Below are 18,954 nucleotides of genomic sequence, written 5' to 3'. Positions count from 1 at the left end.
CAATGCGAAGCTCGCCGGATTGCGCCCGCGCCCTGTAACAGAACGCCGCTCTGGACCCGTCCCGTCACTCCATGTTGACCTATGGGCCCCCGCCCAGAGGGAGAACCGGCATGACAGTGTCACAGGGACGAGAGCCGTTGCACGGACGCGTACCCGAGCTGGCCGCCATCGGGGACCTGCTCGCCCGCGCCCGCGACGGGCGCGGCGGCGCCCTCGCGGTCGTCGCGGACGCCGGCCTCGGCCGGACCGCGCTGCTCGACGAGGCCGCGCGCCGCGCCGGACCGGACGTCCGGACGATCGGCGCGTCCGGCGTCGCCCGCGAGTCGGCCGTCCCGTACGCGGGACTGCACCGGCTGCTGCGCCCGCTGGCGGACGACCTGGAGCGGCTCCCGGACGAGCACCGCGCGGCGCTCGCCGTCGTGCGGGGCGCGCCGGGCCGCGCCGAGCCGTTCGCGCTCTACGCCGCGCTGTGCGAGCTGCTCGCCCTCGCGTCCCGGGACGGGCCGCTGCTGTGCCGGGTCGACGACGTGCAGTGGCTCGACGAGGTGTCGCTGGACGCGCTGGCGTTCGCGGCGCGCCGCGTGCAGGACGTGCCGGTCGCGGTGCTGCTCGCCGCCCGCGACGACCGCGGGGTCGCGGACCGGCTCGCCGGGATCCCCCTGCTGCGGCTGGGGCCGCTCGACGAGGACGCGAGCCTGCGGGTGCTGCGCGACGCGATCGGCGACGCGGTCGGCGGGCCCCTCGCCGACGCGGTCGCCGACCTGGCCGACGGCCGCCCCCGCGCGATCCGCGACCTCGCCGCCGCGCTCACCCCCGGCCAGCTGTCCGGTGCCGCCGCGCCGCCGCGGGCGCTGCCGCCCGGCAGCCCGCTGCGGGCGCTGCACCGGAGCCGCTACCTGCGGCTCCCGCCGGGGGCGCGGCGCCTCGTGCTGCTCGTCGTCGCGGACGAGTGGGTCGGCGCGGGCACGCTCGACCGGGCGGCGGGCGCCGCCGGGATCGGCGCGTCCGACGTCGAGGCCGCCCGCGAGTCGGGGCTGCTGCGGTTCGAGACGGACGCGGTCACCGTCCGGGACCGGCTCGTCCGGTCGTCGCTGTGGGCGGACGCGACCCGCGCCGAGCGCACCGCCGCGCACGCGCTGCTCGCCGAGGTCCTCGTCCACGACTGGCAGTACACCGGGCGGATCTGGCACCGGGCGGCGGTGACGGGCGGCCCGGACGACGGCGCCGCCGCCGAACTCGCCCGCGCCGCCGTCGCGTCCCAGGCGTCCGGCCGGTACGCCGACTCGTGGCGGATGTGGCGGCGGGCGTCGGCGCTGACCCCGCCCCCGCCCCCCCCCCCGACCGGCTGCTGTCCGCCGCCGCCGACGCGTGGGCCAGCGGCCCCCCCCGCCGCGCCCGCGCCATGCTGCGGCGGCTCGCCGCGTTCCGCTGCGAGGGGACCCGGCTGGCCCGCGCGGACCGGCTGCGCGGCGAGATCGCCGCCGCCGCCGGGGACCCGGCCGCCGCCGTCCCCCTGCTGCGGGACGCCGCCGAGCGGTTCGCCGGCGCCGACGCGTGCCTCGCCGTCGAGACCCTCGGGTGGGCCGCCGAGGCCGCCGACGCCGCCGGCGACGTGCGCGCCCTCGCCGAGATCGCCGAGCGCGCCGCGTCCCTGGCCGTCCCGGACGAGCCGTGGTGCGACGCCCGCACCCGGCTCGTCCTCGACCACCTCGCCGGCACCGCCGCCCTGCACGCCGGCCGGTACGCCGAGGCCGCCGAACGCCTCGCGCGCGCCACCCGGCTCGGCTCGTCCGTCACCGACCCGGCCGCGCTGGCGTGGGCCGCGCGGTCCGCGCTCGCGCTCGGCGACGCGGGCCTCGCGCCCGCGCTCGCGTCCGCCGCCGTCGCGGCCGCCCGGCGGGCCGGGGTCGTCCCGCTGGAGTCGCACGCGCTGGCCGTCGCCGCCCGCTGCGAGGTCCTGCTGGGCCGCCCGCCCGCGCCGGTCGCCGCGGGCCACGACGGGCTCCGCCTCGCGCGGGCCACCCGGCTGCACGGGCACGCCGCCGAGCAGCTCGCGACCCTCGCGCTCGGCGCGGCGTTCGACGGCGACGCCGGCGCGGCGGGACGGCACCTCGACCGGCTCGCCGAGTCCGCGGGGCGCCGCGGGCTCGTCCGCGCCGCCGCGCTCGGCACGTGGGCGCGCGCCTGCCTCGACCTCGCCGCCGACCGGCCGGCGGACGCGGTCGCGCGGCTGCGGCTGCCCGGCGGCGCGGGCGTCGCGCACCCCCGCGCGTCCCTGGCGGCGGCCCCGCACCTCGTCGAGGCGCTCGCCCGCGGCGGCGACCGGGCCCGCGCCGCGGCCGCCGCCGACGCCTTCCGGCGCTGGTCGGAGGCCACCGGGTCGCCCGTCCACCGGGCGCTCGCGCACCGCTGCCGCGCGCTCCTCGCCGACGCCCCCGCCGACGCCGCCGACCACTTCGAGTCGGCCCTGCGCCTGCACGAGACCGCGGGCGCCGTGTTCGAGCAGGGCCGCACCGAGCTGCTGTACGGGCACCGGCTGCGCCGCGCCCGCCGGCCCCGCGCCGCCCGCGAGCACCTGCGCACCGCCCTGCGGATCTTCGAACGCTACGACGCCCGCCCCTGGACCGACCGGGCCCGCGCCGAGCTGCGCGCCGCCGGCGAGACCGTGGCGCCGCTGCCCGTCCCGCCGCCCGCCGAGCCCCCGGCCGTCCCGGGAACGCCGGCCCGCCCGCCGCGTCCCGTCCAGGCGGGCGGCTTCGGCGACCTCACCCCGCAGCAGGCGCACATCGCCCGGCTCGTCGCCGAGGGCGCCACCAACCGGGAGATCGCCGCCCGCCTGCTGCTGAGCCCCCGCACGATCGACCACCACCTGCGCAACGTCTTCACCCGCCTCGGCATCCGCTCCCGCGTGGAACTCGCCCGCATGATCCGCTGACGCCGGAGGGCGGGACGCCGCGCTCCGCCCCGGCGGCGCGCCCCCGGGCGAGGTGACGCGCGCGGTCGATCCGCTCGATCGACACGACCATGTCCTTCGTGCCACTCAACACACTTTCTGCGCATATATGGACAAATCTCAGAATCTCGAGTAGCGAGCGAACCGGCTCGACGCCGGAGCCGCCGGACACGCCATCCCTGATCGCACGGAGAAAGGCGAGCTCATCGCCCTCATCTCCGAGTCGACGCTTGTCGAGTTGATCTTACTCGGATGTCAAGATCTAGGTTCGCGTCAACATCGGCGCCAGTCCTGATGTGGACATGGCGGCAGAAAATGATCTGTAGATTCCGCACACGGTCCGTGGTTACATTGTGCCTGCTCGAGGTGGACCGACAGATCGAAGCAGTTTCGATCTTCCGGCAAGTGATTCACCGGCAGATGTGGGCGGCGGAGATCTCCATGGCGGATTTCACATTCAGCATTTTCACGGCCGTGACGGCCGCGGATGCCGAAGAGACCCCTCTGGTCGACACCCTCACGCGCGCCGTCGCGGCCGCGCCGGGACGGTGGCGGGTCGGCCGCTCCGGAATCTGGTGCTCGGTCGCCCCGGAGGAGGCGCCGCGGCGCCCGCAGGGCTGGAAGCTGCACGTCTCCGCCACGCCGGCGTCCGCGGACGAGGTGCTCGGACGGGCGCTGCGGGTGCTGCTGGAGGCCGGCTCGGCGTTCAAGTTCGCCGCGAGCGTCGACTTCGTCGCCGCGCTGAACGCGCGCAACACCTCCCGCGGGCATGCGGGGAAATTTATTACGATTTATCCCGAAAGCGACGCGGAGGCCGTACGCCTCGCGGGCGACCTGCACGAGGCGACGAAAGGGCTCGCGGGGCCGCGGATCCTCTCCGACCGGCCGTACGCGCCGGGCAGTCTCGTCCATTACCGCTATGGCGCGTTCGTCGAAGAGCGGCGGCTCACCAACGACGGCTTCTACACATGGACGATCCTCGACCCGGACGGGAAGCCGGTGGAAGACCGGCGGGTCGGCACGTATACGCCTCCCTCCTGGGTGACATCTCCCTTCCCCGACAACGGCCTGAACGGCACCCGGCGGACACGTGAATCCGGCGAAATAGTGCTCGGAGAACGGTTCGGGGTGCGGGAGGCGATCCGCCACTCCAACAAGGGCGGCGTTTATCGCGCGGTGGACCGCCGCACCGGCGACCCCGTCGTGGTCAAGGAGGCGCGCCCGCACGTCGCCGCCGACCTGGCGGGGCGCGACACCCGGGACCGGCTGCGCGCCGAGGCCCGGGCGCTGGAGCGGCTGGACGGCCGCGGGCTGGCCCCGCGCCTCATCGACCTGTTCCCACAGGGCGGGCACCTGTTCCTCGCGCAGGAGATGGTCGAGGGCGTCCCGCTGCGGGAGTGGACGGCCGACCGGATCGTCGAGGCGGGCTGGGGCGGCCACCTCGCGGCCGCGGCGGACATGGCGCGGCGACTCGTCGACCTGATGGCCGGCGCGCACGCCGCCGGCCTCCTCGTCCGCGACTTCAACCCCAACAACGTCATGGTCCGCCCGGACGGCGCCCCCGTGCTCATCGACCTCGAACTCGCGGTGGCCGACGGGGAGGACGGCCCGCTGCGGGCGGGCACGCCCGCGTTCGGCGCCCCCGAGCAGCTGGCCGGCGCGCCGCCGCACGCGTCGGCCGACCACTACAGCCTCGGAGCGACGCTCTGCTACCTGTTCACCGGCAGCCCGCCCTACCTCCTGGACGAGGAGCCGGAGAGCAGGCCGCCGGGGGACCGGCTGGAGGAGTGGCTGGCGGCCCGGACCCAGGGCCTGGACCTCCCCGGGCACCTGAGGGCGATGCTCACCGGGCTGATGGCGGACGCCCCGGAGCGCCGCTGGACGACGGACCGGGCGCGCGACGCGCTCGCGGACCCGGCCCCGCGCGGGGCCCCGCCCCGCGACGCCGCCGAGGCCCCGTGGCCGCGGGAGACGGTCGACCGCGTCATCGACGGGATCGTCGGCGAGCTGCTCGCGTCCATGGCCCCGGACGCGCCGCACGCGCTGTGGCCGGTGTCGTGCGTCCACGGCGCGCCCGACCCCTGCACCCTGCAGCACGGTGCCGCCGGATGCCTGGGCGCCCTCGTCCGGTACTGGGAGCTGACCGCCGATCCGCGCCTTCCGGACGCGATCGGCGCGGCGTCCCGGTGGATCCGCGCGCGGCTGGCGGACGGGACGAGCCGTCCGCCCGGCCTGTACTTCGGCACCGCCGGGGTCGCGTGGTCGCTGCTGGACGCGGGTCTCGCGCTCGGCGACGAGCGCCTGGCCGACGCCGCCGTCGCCGTGGCCGACGGGCTTCCGGCCGCGGTCGCCAGCCCCGACGTCACCCACGGGACGGCCGGTCTCGGCCTGACCGCCCTGCACCTGTGGGCCCGCACCGGTGCGGAGCGGTTCGCCCGGCGCGCGGACGCCGCCGCCGACGCGCTCCTCGGGACGGTCCAGGAGCGCGCCGGGCGGCTCGCGTGGAGCACTCCCGCCGACGTCGACTCCAAGCTGGCGGGCCGGTCCTACCACGGGTTCGCGCACGGCATCGCGGGCGTCGGCTACTTCCTGCTCGCCTGCGCGGAGGCGACCGGGCGCGACGACTGCCGGGCGCTCGCCCGCCGCGTCGGGGAGGAGCTCCTGGACGCGGTGGTCATCGAGCGGGGCGCGGCGATGTGGGGCGCCGGGACCGGCGACGCGCCGACCGCCCCGTACTGGTGCCACGGCGCGTCGGGCATCGGCGGCTTCCTGCTCCGGCTCGGCGCGGCCACCGGCGAGGCGTGCTTCCGGGAGGCCGCCGGCCTCTCCGCCCGGGCCGTGACCGACCACGCCTGGCGCTCGGTGCTCGGCCAGTGCCACGGGCTGTCGGGCAACGGCGACTTCCTGCTCGACATGGCCGACCTGACCGGCGATGACCGGCACCGGGCGGCCGCGTGGCGGCTCGGCCGGACGATCGTCGCGTCGCGCGCGCACCGCGACGGCCGGTTCGTCCTCCCCGACGAGCAGGGCGAGGTCTCGGTGACCTGGGGCGACGGCATGAGCGGGATGCTCGGCTTCCTGCTGCGGCTGCGGTACGGGTCGCCGCGCCTCTGGACGGTCGACGCCGCCGCCGCGGGCGAGCGGCGCGGGGCGACCGGGGCGACCGCCGCGAGCGGGGCGTCATGAGCGCCGTCCCCGCCCTTCCCGCCGTCCCGTCCCGGTTCGGCTTCGCGTTCTCGGGCGACGGCCGGTGGGCCGCCTGCCTGAGCGCCGTCCAGGACCGCGTGGCCCTGGAGCGCTGGGACCTGACCACCCCGGCGCCGTCCTGCCGGACGGTCGCCGCCGCCGACGCGGCCGTCGACCGGTCCAGCCGCCCGATCCCGCTCGACGACGGCGGCGTCCTGGTGGCGCGGCCCGCGGTCGGCGCCGACGGGGCGCCCGCGGGCCACGGGACGGTGACCGCGGTGCGTCCGGGCGGCGGCACCGCGGCCCCCGCCCGGTCGTGGCGGATCACCCCGATGCTCGCCGGATACCCGCTGGCCGGCCCGGGGTCGCCGCAGACCCTGGTCCTCGTGGCCGTCGAGGACGAGCGGCACTCCCGCGTCTGGGTCCTGCCGGACTCCGGGGCGCCGCCGGAGCCGGTGGTGCGGATCCCGGGCGTGCTGTCGGGCGGCGTCTGGCTCGACGACGGGCGCACGCTCGCGCTCGACCACGCCGGCGCCGGGCACGGGACGGACGGGATCGTCGTGGACCTGCGGGACCGCGCCTGGCGCCGGGTCTGGACGGTCTCCGGCACGTCGACCGACCGCATCGTCGCCTGCGACCGCCCCTCCGGGCGGCTGGTCGTGACGACCGGCGGCCCCGGGCGCGCGGTCCCCGGGATCGGGCTGTGGTCGCCGGGCGGCGGCCGGGTGCGGTTCCCCGCGGCCCTCAACCGGCCCGGCCGCGCCCGCGTCCCGCTGGCCCTCGACCTCGGCGGCGAGCGCCTGCTGGTCCGCGAGGACGCCGGGGCCGCGTCCCGCCTCCTGATCCACACCGCGGCGGACGACCGCGTCGAACCGGTGGCCGGGCCGCGGGGCGTCCTGTCGCCGCCCGCCTGCTGGACCGGCGGGCGGATCCACCTGCGCTTCTCGGCGCCGCACCGGCCGCCGACGCTCGCGACCGTGCACCGCGCCGGCTGGTCGCTCGCGCGCGGGCCGGCCGGCACCGCGACGCGCTGGGCGGGCGCCGAGCCGGTCGAGCTGCCGGGCCCGGCGGGGCCCATCGAGGCGATCGTCTACGGCGGCCCCCGCTGGCACGAGAGCGACCGCGTGGTCCTCGCCCTGCACGGCGGTCCGCTGGCGGCGTGGCGGCTGGAGTTCGACCCGCTGTTCCAGCATCTCGCCGCCGCGGGCGTCGCCGTCGTCGCGCCCAACCACCGGGGCAGCACCGGCTACGGCGAGCGGCATCTGCGGGCGGTCGTCGGCGACTGGGGCGGCCCCGACCTGGAGGACGTCGTCCACCTGGGCCGCGGCATCGCCGACCGCCGCCGCGCCGTCCCCGGCGGAGCGCGGGACCCGATCCTCCTGGGCGTCAGCTACGGGGCCTGGCTGGCGCTGCTGGCGGCCTGCCGCAGCCCCGGCCTGTGGGCGGCGTGCGTCGCGCTGGCGCCGTTCACCTCCGCCGCGAGCCTGTACCGCGACGCCGCCGCCCCGGTCCGGGACCGGGTGGCGCGCCTGCACCGGCCGGGCGGCCCCGGACGGGACGCGCGGCGCGACGTCCTGGCCCTGTGCGGCGCGCTCACCGCGCCGCTGCTCGTGGCGCACGGCACCCGGGACGAGGTCGTCCCGGTCGGGCAGTCGCGCGCGCTGCGCCGGCGCCTCCTCGAACTCGGCAGGACCGAAGGGCCCGACTTCGACTACCGCGAAGTCGACGGCGACCACACAACGGTCGTCCAGGCATGGCCCGCGGACCTGCGGACGGCTGTGGTCCGCTTCTGCCTCGGCGCGGGGCGGACCTTGGTTCCGGCAAAGGAGAGGAGGTGAGAACAGATGGACATCTTCGACGGTGACCTGGTGGCGGAGCTGCAGGACCTGCCCGAGACCGACCCGATCGAGATCGACGGCGTCCAGCTCGGCGGCACGTGCACGTGCGCCGGTCTGCTGACGCTGCTGAACACCGTGTGCGTCGGCGTCTCCTGCGCGTAGCACCGATCACCCGGACACGGTTCGGGACCAGAGCTTGACCCCGGCCCGTAGACACCGGTCACGGATCGGTCGGCTGAACCGGCCGATCCGTGACCGGACCCACTCGCCACTGTAACCAATCCCCGCCGGGAGGGAAGGGAGCCGACCCGCGTGGTCCGGACCGAGCCCGCCGGCGGCGACGAGGCCGCACCCGCCGCCGAAGCGCACCCTTCCCCCGCCGTGCTGCGCGCCGGAGGGCGGCGGCTGCTGCGCGCGGCGCTGGGCCGCACGCGCGCCCTGCTCGGCCTGCTGGTGCTGTGCACCCTGCTGCGCGTCCTGGCGACGCTCGCGACGCCCGCCATGCTCGCCCAGGCGATCGACGCCGTCCACACCGGCGAACCGCTGGGCGCCCCCCTGGCCCGGCTGGCGTCCGTCCTCGCCGTCGCCGCCCTGGCCGACGCCGGGGAGGACCTGGCGGGCTCCTACTGCGGCAGCCGCATCACCGCGTGGCTCCGGCACCGCCTGATCGGGCGGGTCCTGGAACTCGGGGTGCCCGGCCGCCGCCGCTTCCCCACCGGAGACGTGCTGGCCCGGCTCACCGAGAGCGCGAGCGGACCCGCCGCGTTCCCCGTCCAGCTCGTGTCGGTCGCGGCGACCCTGGCGACGACCGCGGGCGCCGTGCTCGCGCTGGCCCTCATCGACTGGACGCTCGCGGCGGCGTTCGCGCTCGGCGTGCCGCCGGCCGTCGTGGTGCTGCGCGCCTTCGTCGCCCAGGCGGGCGAGCCGTTCGCGGACTACCAGCGCCACCAGGCGTCGATCGCGACCCGGCTGCTGGACGCGCACCAGGGGATCCGGACGATCCGCGCCTGCGGCACCGCGGCCCGCGAGGCCGCCCGGGTCCTGCGGCCGCTCCCGCTGCTGCGCGAGGCGGGGCACCGCACCTGGGCCGCGCAGGGCCGGGTCGGCTGGCGGCTGTCGCTGCTGGCGCCGCTGCTGCAGGTCGTGGTCGTCGGCGTCGCCGGGCTGCGGCTCGCCACCGGCGCGATCACCCCCGGCGGGCTCGTCGCGGCGGTGTCCTACACCGCCCTGGCCGTCGGCGCCGTCGCGCTCTTCGACACCTTCGTCGCGCTGCTGAACTGCGAGGTGAGCGCCGGACGGGTCCAGGAGGTGCTCGACACCGCCCCGGCCGTCGCGCCGCCGCCGCGCCCGGTCGCGCTGCCGGACGGCCCCGGACGGCTCGACCTGCGCGGCGTGACCGTCCGGATCGGCGACCGCACCGTCCTCGACCGGCTCGACCTGGCGGTCCCGGCCGGGGCCGGCGTCGCCGTCGTCGGCGCGTCGGGGACGGGCAAGAGCGTGCTGGTGTCGCTGGCCGGGCGGCTCCTCGACCCCCAGGAGGGACGCGTCGAGCTCGACGGCGTCCCGGTCGCCGCCGTCGCGCCGCCGGAGCTGCGCCGGGCCGTCGCCTACGCCTTCGAGCGTCCGGCGCTGCTCGGATCGACGGTGCACGACATGATCGCCTACGCGCGTCCCGGGGCCACCCGCGCGGAGGTCCGCCGGGCCGCCCGGACGGCCGCCGCCGACGACTTCGTCCGGGCGCTGCCGGACGGCTACGACACCCCGCTCGACCGGGCGCCGCTGTCGGGCGGCGAACTGCAGCGCCTCGGGCTCGCCCGCGCGGCGCTGGCCGACGCCCGGGTCCTCGTCCTCGACGACGCCACCAGCAGCCTCGACACCGCCACGGAGGTGAAGGTGACCCGGGCGCTCCGGCGGCTGCTGGCCCGCCGCACCAGCCTGGTGGTGGCGCGCCGGCCCGCCACCGCGGCCCGCGCGGACCTGGTCGCCTGGCTCGACGGCGGCCGGATCCGCGCGCTCGCGCCCCACGCCGACCTGTGGCCGGACCCCGAGTACCGGGCCGTGTTCGGCGCCGCCCCGCGGGCCGGCGCGTGAGTCGGCGCGTGAACGTCCCGCCCGCGGCCCGGCTGCTGCGCCGCCACCTGCGCGGGCGGGGGCCGGCGCTGCGCCGGCTCGCCGCGTGGTCCGCCGTCGAGGGCGTGCCCGTGTTCGCCGCGGGCCTGCTGCTCGCCCGCGCCATCGACCGCGGGTTCCTCGCCGGGCGCCCCGGCACCGGTCTGGCCTGGCTCGCGGTGCTGGCGGTCCTGTACCTGTGCGGCGCCGAGGCGACCCGGCGCGTCTACCCCCGGCTGGCCGCCACCGTCGAGCCGCTCCGCGACTCCCTGGTCACCGACGTCGTCACCGCCTCCCTGGCCCGGACGGGCGGCACGGCGGACGACGCGGCGGGCGGCACGGGCGTCGCGCAGGTCGCCGAGCAGGCCGAGGCCGTCCGGGCGCTGCTCGGCACCGCGCTGCGCAACGTCCGGCAGCTGCTCACGGCCGGGCTCGCCGCACTGATCGGGCTCGCGCTGCTGTCCCCGCCGCTCGCCCTGGCCATCGCCCTGTCGGTCGCCCTCGCCCTGGGCGTGTTCGCCGCGTTCCTGGGCGTCCAGGTCCGCCGGTACCGGGACGTCGTGCGGCACGCCGAACGGATCGGGCAGTCCGGTGCCGCCATCGTCGAGGGGGTGCGGGACGTCGTCGCGTGCGCCGCCGAGGACCGTGCGGCCGCGGCGGTCGGCGCGTCCGTCGACGCGCAGGCGGCGGCGCTGCGCGCGTTCGCCCGCTCCCGGCTCGTCCGGCTCCCGGTGCTGGCGCTCGGCGTGCACCTGCCGCTCCTCGTGCTGCTCGCGCTGTCCCCCGCCCTGATCGACGGCGGGCGGCTCACGACCGGGGAGGTGGCGGGCGCGGCGGGCTACCTCGTCACCGGGCTGCAGCCGGGCATCGTCCTGCTGGTCGACGCGGGCGGCACCCTGCTGCTCAGCCTCGCGGTGATCCTCGGCCGCCTCGCCGAGACGGGCGCGGGTGCGGGCACGGGTACAGGCGCGGTTACGGGCGGGGGCACGGGTGCGGTCCGCCCGTCCAGACCGGCGCTCGTCCCCGCCTCGGCCGACATCGAACTGGAGGACGTCACGTTCGCCTACTCGCCGCGGGCCGCACCCGTCCTCACCGGCCTGAGCCTGCACGTCCCCGAGGGCACCCACCTGGCCGTCGTCGGTCCCAGCGGCACGGGCAAGTCGACGCTCGCGAACGTCCTCACCGGTCTCGTCCGTCCCCAGCGGGGCACCGTCACGCTCGGCAAGGTGCCGCTGCCCGACCTCGACGGGGACCTGCTCCGGGCCGCCGTGGCGCTCGTCCCGCAGGAGAGCTACATCTTCGCCGGGACCCTGCGGGAGAACCTCGCCTACCTCCGCCCGGACGCCACCACCGCCCGGCTCGACGAGGCCGCCGCCGCCGTGGGACTGGAGGAGACGCTGCGCCGGTTCGGCGGCTACGACGCCGCCGTCCCGCCCGGCGGCGGGACGCTGTCGCACGGGGAGCGCCAGCTCGTCACGCTCGCCCGCGCGTACCTGTCCGCCGCGCCCGTCCTCATCCTCGACGAGGCGACGTGCCACCTGCCCCCCGCCGCCGAGGCCCGCGCCGAGCGGGCACTGGCCGGCCGCGGCCGGACCCTCATCGTCATCGCCCACCGGATCAGCTCCGCGGAGCGGGCCCACCGGGTCCTGCTGCTCGACGCCTCGGGCCCGATCGCCGGCACGCACCGCACCCTTCTCGGCCTCAGCCCGCTCTACGCGGAGCTGGTCGGCCACTGGCGGACGTGAGGGCGGGCGGCCGTTCGCGGCCCCCTCAGGCCCGCGTCTTGTGGGCCCAGCGGGCCGGGTCGACCTCCAGCGTCTCCCGGTCCCAGCCGGCCGGGTCGGCGGCGGCCTCGTAGGTGTCCTGGAGGAAGTCCAGCAGCGCCCGGTCGGGGTCGGGGTCATCGGCGACCGCCTCGTACGGGAGCAGGTACTGCCCGTTCTCCGTGCTGTAGAAGGCGGCGGCCGGCCGCACGGGACGGGCCGAGAACCCGTGCGGCTCCGGGTAGGCGTAGGCGTAGAACGCGCCCTCCTCGCCGCCGCCCGGCCAGAACCCGCAGCTGCTCAGCTCCCGCGAGTACCCCTCGACCATCACCCAGTCGCCGCAGTTCGGGGCGCCGCCGGGATGCTCGGGCGCGGTCCGCCCGGAGAAGCGGGTGCACGCGAGGTCCATCGCGCCCCAGAAGAAGTGCACCGGGCTGACCTTCCCCGCGAACCGCGACCGGAACTCGCCCATCACCCGCGACGCCTGGAGGAGCTGGCGCCAGAACAGGTGCGCCGCGTCCGGATCGTAGGACGCGTGCCGGTCGTCCTCCGCGAACGGGATCGCCGGGTCCACCTCGTTCGGGTGCCCCTGGATGGCCGCCTCGACGCCGAGGCGGCCGAGGGCGCGCATCGTCCGCTCGTGGAACTCCGCGACCGTCATCGGCGCGAGCGCGAACCCCTCGTCCGTCCCGTCGTCGGCGCGCAGCCGCAGCCGGTGCTCGACGAAGTCGAACTCGACGTCGAACGCGCCGGTCCCGTACGGGACCGCGGACGTCGTCAGCCCGCGCGGGCTCACGTACAGCGTCACGTTCCACCAGTGGTTCACGAGCGGCGCGTGCACCAGCCGCACCTTCCCCACGATCTGCGTCCACATGTGGAGCGTGTCGCGGGTCTCGTGCCAGTCCGCCACCCGCAGCCGCGGCCACCCCTGCCGTGCCATCGCAGTCCTCCTCGGCCGGAACCGGTCCGGTCGGTCCCATGACGCTCCGCCATCATGCCCGGCCGGGCGGCGGTCACTCAGCGTACGGCGACCGCCAGAACTCGGTCATCAGCTCGCCCACTCCGGGCGTCCACACCGCGACCTGCGTGAACAGCACGCCCGCCAGGTCCGCGGACGGGTCGGCGAACGCGGTCGTCCCGAGGCCGCCCATCCAGCCGAACCGTCCGGGGCGGGACTCCGGCGGGTCGTCGCGGACGTCGACCCCGACGCCGAAGCCCCAGCCGGTCGTGAGCAGCGGCGCGGCGGCCGCCCGCTGCGCGGCGGTGATCCGGTCGGACGTCATCAGCCGGACCGACTCCCGGGACAGGATCGGGCCGCCCCCGCCGAGCAGCGTCCCGAAGAAGGCGAGGAAGTCGTCGGCGGTGCCCACCAGCCCGCCGCCGCCGGACGGGAACCCGGGCGGGCGGTCGCGCGGGTCGTCGCGCACGGCCAGGCCGCCGGCGCCGTCCGGCCGGTAGGACGGCACGAGCCGGGCGGCGTCGCCGGGTGCGACGTGGAACGCGGTGTCGCGCATCCCGAGCGGCTCGAAGATCCGCTCCCGCAGGACGTCGCCCAGCGGACGCCCCGACGCCCGGGCGATCAGCACCCCGAGCACGTCGGAGCCGGTGTGGTACAGCCATCGGGCGCCCGGCTGGTGGACGAGCGGCAGCGCCGCGAGCCGCGCGAGCCACGTGTCCGGCGGCAGCGGCGACACGTCCGGCCCCGGTGCGACGCCCGCCGCCGCCATCGCCCGCCCGATCGGCGCGTCCTCGGGCACCGCCCCGGTCCCCAGCCGGAAGGTCAGCAGGTCGCGGACGGTGATCGCGCGCTCTGCCGGGACGGTGTCGTCCAGCGGCCCGCCGGGGCGGCGCAGCACGCGCGGCGCCGCCAGCTCGGGGAGCAGCCCGTCCACCGGGTCGTCGAGCCGCAGCCGGCCGTCCTCGACGAGCATCATCGCGGCCGCCGCGACGACCGGTTTGGTGAGCGACGCGACGCGGAACAGCGCGTCCCGCCGCATCGGCGCGCCGCCGTCCACCGCCGTCGAGCCGAGCACGACCGCGCCCGTCTCCCCGCCCCGCCGGACGAGCGCGACCAGGCCCGGCACGAGCCCCGCCGCGACGTGCCCGTCCAGCGTCTGGCGCACCGCGTCCCGCATGTCCGTCTCCCTTCGTTCGTCCACGCGTATACGGATCGTCCGGCGGCGCGGAACTCATCGCACCGCCGATACCCTCCCGGTCCCGGGCATATCGATAACCGCAGCCGCCACTGCGGCACCCGCCCGCGGCGGGCAGGTGTTCGCCCTGCCGGCCCGCTTCACCCACGGCTTCTGCAAGCCGTTCACCGTCACCCCCGGCAGGCCGCCGGACGGGACGGGGACGGGCGGCGGCGAGACGTCTCGCCGCCGCCCGTCCCGTCCGGGCCCTCGCGCGCCGGTCAGGCGACGGGCTCCAGGGTCGGCGGGGCGTCGTCGCTGAACTGGGTGCGGTAGAGGTCGGCGTAGCGTCCGTCGGCGGCGAGCAGCTCGTCGTGGGTGCCGCGCTCGACGATCGTGCCGCCCTCGACCACGAGGATCAGGTCGGCGGCGCGGACGGTCGACAGCCGGTGCGCGATGACCACGGCGGTGCGGCCGTCCAGCGCCTCGGCGAGGGCCTCCTGCACGGCGGCCTCGGACGTGGAGTCGAGGTGGGCGGTCGCCTCGTCGAGGATCACGACCCGCTGCCGGGCCAGCAGCAGCCGCGCGATGGTGAGCCGCTGCCGCTCGCCGCCCGACAGCCGGTAGCCGCGCTCGCCGACGATCGTGTCGAGCCCGTCCGGCAGGCCCTCGATCAGCGCGTCGAGCCGGGCGCGGCGCAGGACGTCCCACAGGTCGTCCTCGGTGGCCTCCGGGCGGGCGAGCAGCAGGTTCTCCCGGATCGACTCGTGGAACAGGTGGCCGTCCTGGGTGACCATGCCGAGCGTCGCGCGGATCGCGGCGAACGACAGGTCGCGGACGTCGACGCCGCCGAGCCGGACGGCGCCCGAGTCGACGTCGTACAGGCGCGGGAGGAGCTGCGCGATCGTGGACTTGCCGGCGCCGGACGAGCCGACGAGCGCGACCATCTGCCCCGGTTCGGCCTTGAACGAGACGCCGTGCAGGACCTCCTCGCCGCCGCGGGTGTCGAGGGTCGCGACCTCCTCCAGCGAGGCGAGCGACACCTTGTCGGGCGACGGGTAGGAGAACCGGACGTCGTCGAACTCGATCGCGGCGGGCCCGTCGGGGACGTCCCGCGCGGCGGGCTTCTCGGCGACGAGCGGCTTCAGGTCCAGCACCTCGAAGACCCGCTCGAAGCTGACCAGCGCGCTCATCACCTCGACGCGGGCGCTGGCGAGGGCGGTCAGCGGCGCGTACAGGCGGGTCAGCAGCAGCGCGAGGGCGACGACGGCGCCGGCGTCCAGGCTCCCCCGCAGCGACAGGTAGCCGCCCAGCCCGTAGACGAGCGCGAGGGCCAGCGCGGACACCATCGTCAGGGCGGTGATGAACACGTGCTGCACCATCGCGGTGCGGACGCCGATGTCGCGGACGCGGCGGGCCCGCGCGGCGAACTCGGCGGACTCCCGCGACGGCCGTCCGAACAGCTTGATCAGGGTGGCGCCGGGGGCGGAGAACCGCTCGGTCATCTGGGTGCTCATCGCCGAGTCGTGCGCGACGGCCTCGCGCTCCAGCCGGGCGAGGCGGGAGCCCATCCGGCGCGCGGGCAGCAGGAACAGCGGCAGCAGCACCAGCGCGAGCAGCGTGATCTGCCACGAGATCCCGACCATCACCCCGAACGTCAGCGCGACCATCACCAGGTTGCTGACGACGCCCGACAGCGTGTCGCTGAACGCGCGCTGCGCGCCGATGACGTCGTTGTTGAGTCGGCTGACCAGCGCGCCCGTCCGGGTGCGGGTGAAGAACGCGACCGGCATCCGCTGGACGTGGTCGAAAACCGAGGTGCGCAGATCGAGGATGAGGCCCTCGCCGATGCGGGCCGACAGCCACCGGTTGGCGAGCCCGAGGGCGCCCTCGGCGACGGCCAGCACGGCGATCAGCACCGCGAGCCACACCACGGTGGACGTGCCCGCCTGTTCGGTGATCGCGTCCACGACCCGCCCGGCGAGCACGGGCGTCGCCACCGCGAGGACCGCGAGGACCACGCTGAGCAGCAGGAAAGCGGTGAGGGTGCGACGGTGGGGGCCGGCGAACGCGGCGATGCGGCGCAGCGTCGCCCGGTTGAAGGGCCTGCGGTCCTCGGCGTGGGCCGCGTGGTGCAGCGACATCCACGCAGTGACTTCCATGTCCATGTGTTATCCCGTCGTCTGAGATGCTCCGTTGCGGAACATCATCAGACCTCGACAAAGGTTGAGGTCAAGCTCGGCCGCCGCGTCCAGTGTCGCGCGGAGGTCCGACATTTCGCGGAGGGACGGTTCATGGACGTCGCGACGCTGCGGGCCGACACACCGGGCTGCGCGGAGGTGACGCATCTCAACAACGCCGGCGCCGCGCTGCCGCCGCGCCCGGTGATCGAGGCGGTGAACGGACACCTCGCACTGGAGGCCGCGATCGGCGGCTACGAGGCCGCGGAGCGCGAGGCCGCCGCCATCGAGCACTTCTACGGCGCCGTCTCCGGCCTCATCGGCGCGCGCGCGGACGAGATCGCGTACGTGGAGAACGCCACCCGCGCCTGGGACATGGCGTTCTACGCGATCCCGTTCGCCGAAGGCGACCGCATCCTCACCACCGCCGGCGAGTACTCCAGCAACGCGATCGCCTACCGGCAGGTCGCCGCCGCGAAGGGCGCGCGGGTCGAGGTCGTCCCCGACGGCCCGGACGGCGCGATCTCCCTGGAGGCCCTCGAAGCCGAACTGGCGAAGGGCGGCGTCCGGCTCGTGTCGCTCAACCACGTCCCCACCCACAACGGGCTGGTCAACCCGGCCGCCGAAGTGGGGCGGCTGTGCGGCGAGCACGGCGTCCTCTACCTGCTGGACGCCTGCCAGTCGGTGGGGCAGCTCGCCGTGGACGTCCGCGAGATCGGGTGCGACATGCTGTCGGCGACCGGCCGCAAGTTCCTGCGCGGCCCCCGCGGCACCGGCTTCCTGTACGTCCGGCGGGAGATCGTCACCGCGCTGGAGCCCCCGTTCCTCGACCTCCGGGCCGCCGAGTGGCGCGCCCCCGACTACGAGCCCCGCCCGGACGCCCGCCGCTTCGAGACCTGGGAGCGGTTCGTCGCCGGGCAGGTCGGGCTCGCCGCCGCCGCCGACTACGCGGCCGCGCTCGGCCCGGACGAGATCGAGAAGCGCGTCGTCGCGCTCGCGGCGGCGCTCCGCGGCGAGCTGGCCGCCCGCCCCGGCACGTCCGTCCTGGACCGGGGAACGCACCGGTCAGGGATCGTGACCTTCACCGTGGACGGGCATGAACCGGACGCCATCATGCGGGCCGCCCGGGAGCGCGGGGTCAACGTGAACGTCACCAGCCCCGCCGCGCACGGCTACGACCCGGCCGCCGTCCCCTCCGCCGTCCGGGCGTCCGTTCACTACTACAACACCGAGGACGACCTGGACCGCCTGCTCGCGGCCCTCCCCTGAACAGGGACGCGCCCGGCGGTGGCCTTCCGCCTCCCGCCGGGCGCGCGACTCCCCGGCCTCAGGTGTTCGGCCGCGCCGCGCTGATGTCGGCGAGCGCCGAGTCGGTGTCCTTCTCCACGGCCAGGTCGCCGATGGACACGATGCCCACCGGCCGGCCGTCCTCGACGACGGGCAGCCGCCGGACCGCCCGCTCCCGCATGATCTGCGCGGCCTTGTCGACCGAGTCGTCCGGGCCGATCGTCGCCGTGGCGCTGCTCGCCAGCCCGCCGATCTTCATCTCCCGCGGGTCGCCGCCCGCGGCGAGCCCCCGGACCACCAGGTCGCGGTCGGTGACGAGGCCCTTCATCTCGTCGCCCTCCGCGACCAGCACGGCGCCGATGTCCTCGTCGCGCATCGCACGGGCCACGGTGACGATGTCGAGCTCCGGCGACACCGAGGTCGGCGAACCGGTCATGATGTCGCGAATCTTCCTGGCCATCCCTCTACTCCTCGAACCTCGCGCGTATCCGGGACGATTCGGCCCCTACCCGCAAGAACCGGGCTCACTCATCGGGCCTGAGCTGGGCGAACAGCCGCTCCGCCCGCTCCCCGTCCGCGACCACCCGGGCCGGATCGCCGGGCGCCGCCGCCACCGGGACTGTGCCGAACACGACGTCGTCCGCCCCGATCCCGGCCATGCTGTCCGCGAGCCCCACCAGGCCCCGGACGTCCATTCCCGGCTCCGTCTCGACCGCGCCCGCGACCGCCGCCAGGAACCGCGCGAGCCGCACCGGGTCCTTCCGCAGCTCCGCCACCTGCCCCGCCATCGCCTTCAGGAACGCCTGCTGCCGCTCGATCCGCTGCAGGTCCGAGCCGTCCCCGAAGCTGTACCGGGACCGGACGTACGCGAGCGCGTCCCGTCCGCCCAGCTTCTGCCTGCCCGCCCGCAGCGACAGCCCCGCCTTCGGGTCCTCGACCGCCCGCGGGATCACCATCTCGACGCCGCCGAGCGCGTCCACGACCGTCCGGAACCCGTCGAACCCGACCGTCGCGGTCCGGTCGATCCGGACGCCCGCCAGCTCCTCGACCGTCCGCCGGCTGCACGCCGCGCCCCCGGCGCCGAACGCCGTGTTGATCAGCCCCCGCGCGCCCCCGGCGCACTGCGGGAGATCCACCAGCATGTCGCGCGGGAAGCTCACGACCCGCGCCGAGCCGCGCCCCTCCGGCACGTGCAGCAGCATCAGCGTGTCCGACCTCGCCGGGCGCCCGTCGCCCCGCCCGTCCGACCCGACCAGCAGGACGTTGAACGCGCCCTTCCCGGCCCCCGGCGGCTCCGCCGCCGGGGCCGCCGAGTCGCCGCCCCGCAGGAACAGCACCGGCACCAGCACCGCCGCCGCCGTCACCGCCGCCACCACGCCGAGCAGCGCCCACCGGACCGGCCGCCGCCGCTCCCCGGCCCGCAGCAGCCGCTCCCGCTGCCGCACCAGCGACGCCGGCGGCTCGTGCTCCAGATCCCGGCCGAGGCCGCGGATCAGCTCCATGTCG

General features: G+C 76.8%; 12 protein-coding genes and 1 pseudogene. 8 read left to right on the top strand and 5 right to left on the bottom strand.

Going from position 1 to position 18,954, the window contains the following annotated elements:
• Positions 1-71: 71 nt before the first annotated feature.
• The 7 genes and pseudogenes from H505_RS52700 to H505_RS0113180 all read left to right on the top strand — a co-directional run.
• Positions 72-545, top strand: a pseudogene (locus H505_RS52700) (AAA family ATPase); the annotation flags it as partial.
• 740 nt (positions 546-1,285) lie between these two features.
• Positions 1,286-2,935 (top strand): helix-turn-helix domain-containing protein, encoded by a 1,650-nt coding sequence (locus tag H505_RS48910; RefSeq protein ID WP_157432988.1) that lies wholly within the window; start codon positions 1,286-1,288, stop codon positions 2,933-2,935.
• A gap of 492 nt (positions 2,936-3,427) precedes the next feature.
• The gene (gene lanL / locus H505_RS41635; RefSeq protein ID WP_211238463.1) at positions 3,428-6,139 is read left to right on the top strand and encodes a class IV lanthionine synthetase LanL; all 2,712 of its coding nucleotides are present in this window, start codon (positions 3,428-3,430) and stop codon (positions 6,137-6,139) included.
• Positions 6,136-7,977: a S9 family peptidase gene (locus H505_RS41630; protein WP_051300626.1), complete on the top strand. Its 1,842-nt coding sequence runs from the start codon at positions 6,136-6,138 to the stop codon at positions 7,975-7,977. Before lanL ends, H505_RS41630 begins: the two co-directional genes overlap by 4 nt.
• Before the next feature lie 6 nt (positions 7,978-7,983).
• On the top strand, positions 7,984-8,139 hold the full coding sequence (locus H505_RS50590; protein WP_169528823.1) for a VenA family class IV lanthipeptide: 156 nt from the start codon (positions 7,984-7,986) through the stop codon (positions 8,137-8,139).
• A 150-nt stretch (positions 8,140-8,289) separates the two neighbouring features.
• Positions 8,290-10,068: an ATP-binding cassette domain-containing protein gene (locus H505_RS41625; RefSeq protein ID WP_157432987.1), complete on the top strand. Its 1,779-nt coding sequence runs from the start codon at positions 8,290-8,292 to the stop codon at positions 10,066-10,068.
• An 8-nt stretch (positions 10,069-10,076) separates the two neighbouring features.
• Entirely contained in the window at positions 10,077-11,831 is a 1,755-nt protein-coding gene (locus H505_RS0113180) for an ATP-binding cassette domain-containing protein (RefSeq protein ID WP_051300625.1), read from the top strand.
• Between the two features lie 25 nt (positions 11,832-11,856).
• On the opposite strand, the gene H505_RS0113175 is transcribed toward H505_RS0113180, so the two are convergent.
• The 3 genes from H505_RS0113175 to H505_RS0113165 form a co-directional block, all read right to left on the bottom strand.
• On the bottom strand, positions 11,857-12,789 hold the full coding sequence (locus tag H505_RS0113175) for a DUF5996 family protein (RefSeq protein WP_026402367.1): 933 nt from the start codon (positions 12,787-12,789) through the stop codon (positions 11,857-11,859).
• Between the two features lie 73 nt (positions 12,790-12,862).
• The gene (locus H505_RS0113170; protein WP_026402366.1) at positions 12,863-13,984 is read right to left on the bottom strand and encodes a serine hydrolase domain-containing protein; all 1,122 of its coding nucleotides are present in this window, start codon (positions 13,982-13,984) and stop codon (positions 12,863-12,865) included.
• 278 nt (positions 13,985-14,262) lie between these two features.
• Positions 14,263-16,149, bottom strand: coding sequence for an ABC transporter ATP-binding protein (locus tag H505_RS0113165; RefSeq protein ID WP_026402365.1), 1,887 nt, complete (start codon positions 16,147-16,149; stop codon positions 14,263-14,265).
• A 126-nt stretch (positions 16,150-16,275) separates the two neighbouring features.
• On the opposite strand from H505_RS0113165, the gene H505_RS0113160 reads away from it, so the two are divergent.
• Positions 16,276-17,430, top strand: a complete 1,155-nt coding sequence (locus tag H505_RS0113160) for an aminotransferase class V-fold PLP-dependent enzyme (RefSeq protein ID WP_026402364.1) — start codon at positions 16,276-16,278, stop codon at positions 17,428-17,430.
• 58 nt (positions 17,431-17,488) lie between these two features.
• Here H505_RS0113160 and H505_RS0113155 read toward each other — a convergent pair whose 3' ends face one another.
• Both H505_RS0113155 and H505_RS41620 read right to left on the bottom strand, forming a co-directional pair.
• Positions 17,489-17,908 (bottom strand): CBS domain-containing protein, encoded by a 420-nt coding sequence (locus H505_RS0113155; protein ID WP_026402363.1) that lies wholly within the window; start codon positions 17,906-17,908, stop codon positions 17,489-17,491.
• 64 nt (positions 17,909-17,972) lie between these two features.
• Positions 17,973-18,950 (bottom strand): LCP family protein, encoded by a 978-nt coding sequence (locus H505_RS41620; protein WP_245592509.1) that lies wholly within the window; start codon positions 18,948-18,950, stop codon positions 17,973-17,975.
• Between the last annotated feature and the right edge of the window lie 4 nt (positions 18,951-18,954).

The sequence above is a fragment of the Actinomadura rifamycini DSM 43936 genome (assembly GCF_000425065.1).
Classification (GTDB): domain Bacteria; phylum Actinomycetota; class Actinomycetes; order Streptosporangiales; family Streptosporangiaceae; genus Spirillospora; species Spirillospora rifamycini.
The sequence above is the reverse complement of the archived record's forward strand: the minus strand, read 5'-3'. Positions and strand labels throughout refer to the sequence as shown.

Excerpts from the sequence above, each read along its gene's own strand:
- H505_RS0113175 (WP_026402367.1), bottom strand. The coding sequence starts at position 12,789 with ATGGCACGGCAGGGGTGGCCGCGGCTGCGGGTGGCGGACTGGCACGAG.
- H505_RS41630 (WP_051300626.1), top strand. The coding sequence starts at position 6,136 with ATGAGCGCCGTCCCCGCCCTTCCCGCCGTCCCGTCCCGGTTCGGCTTC.
- H505_RS41620 (WP_245592509.1), bottom strand. The coding sequence starts at position 18,950 with ATGGAGCTGATCCGCGGCCTCGGCCGGGATCTGGAGCACGAGCCGCCG.
- H505_RS0113160 (WP_026402364.1), top strand. The coding sequence starts at position 16,276 with ATGGACGTCGCGACGCTGCGGGCCGACACACCGGGCTGCGCGGAGGTG.
- H505_RS50590 (WP_169528823.1), top strand. The coding sequence starts at position 7,984 with ATGGACATCTTCGACGGTGACCTGGTGGCGGAGCTGCAGGACCTGCCC.
- H505_RS0113170 (WP_026402366.1), bottom strand. The coding sequence starts at position 13,984 with ATGCGGGACGCGGTGCGCCAGACGCTGGACGGGCACGTCGCGGCGGGG.
- H505_RS0113165 (WP_026402365.1), bottom strand. The coding sequence starts at position 16,149 with ATGGACATGGAAGTCACTGCGTGGATGTCGCTGCACCACGCGGCCCAC.
- H505_RS0113155 (WP_026402363.1), bottom strand. The coding sequence starts at position 17,908 with ATGGCCAGGAAGATTCGCGACATCATGACCGGTTCGCCGACCTCGGTG.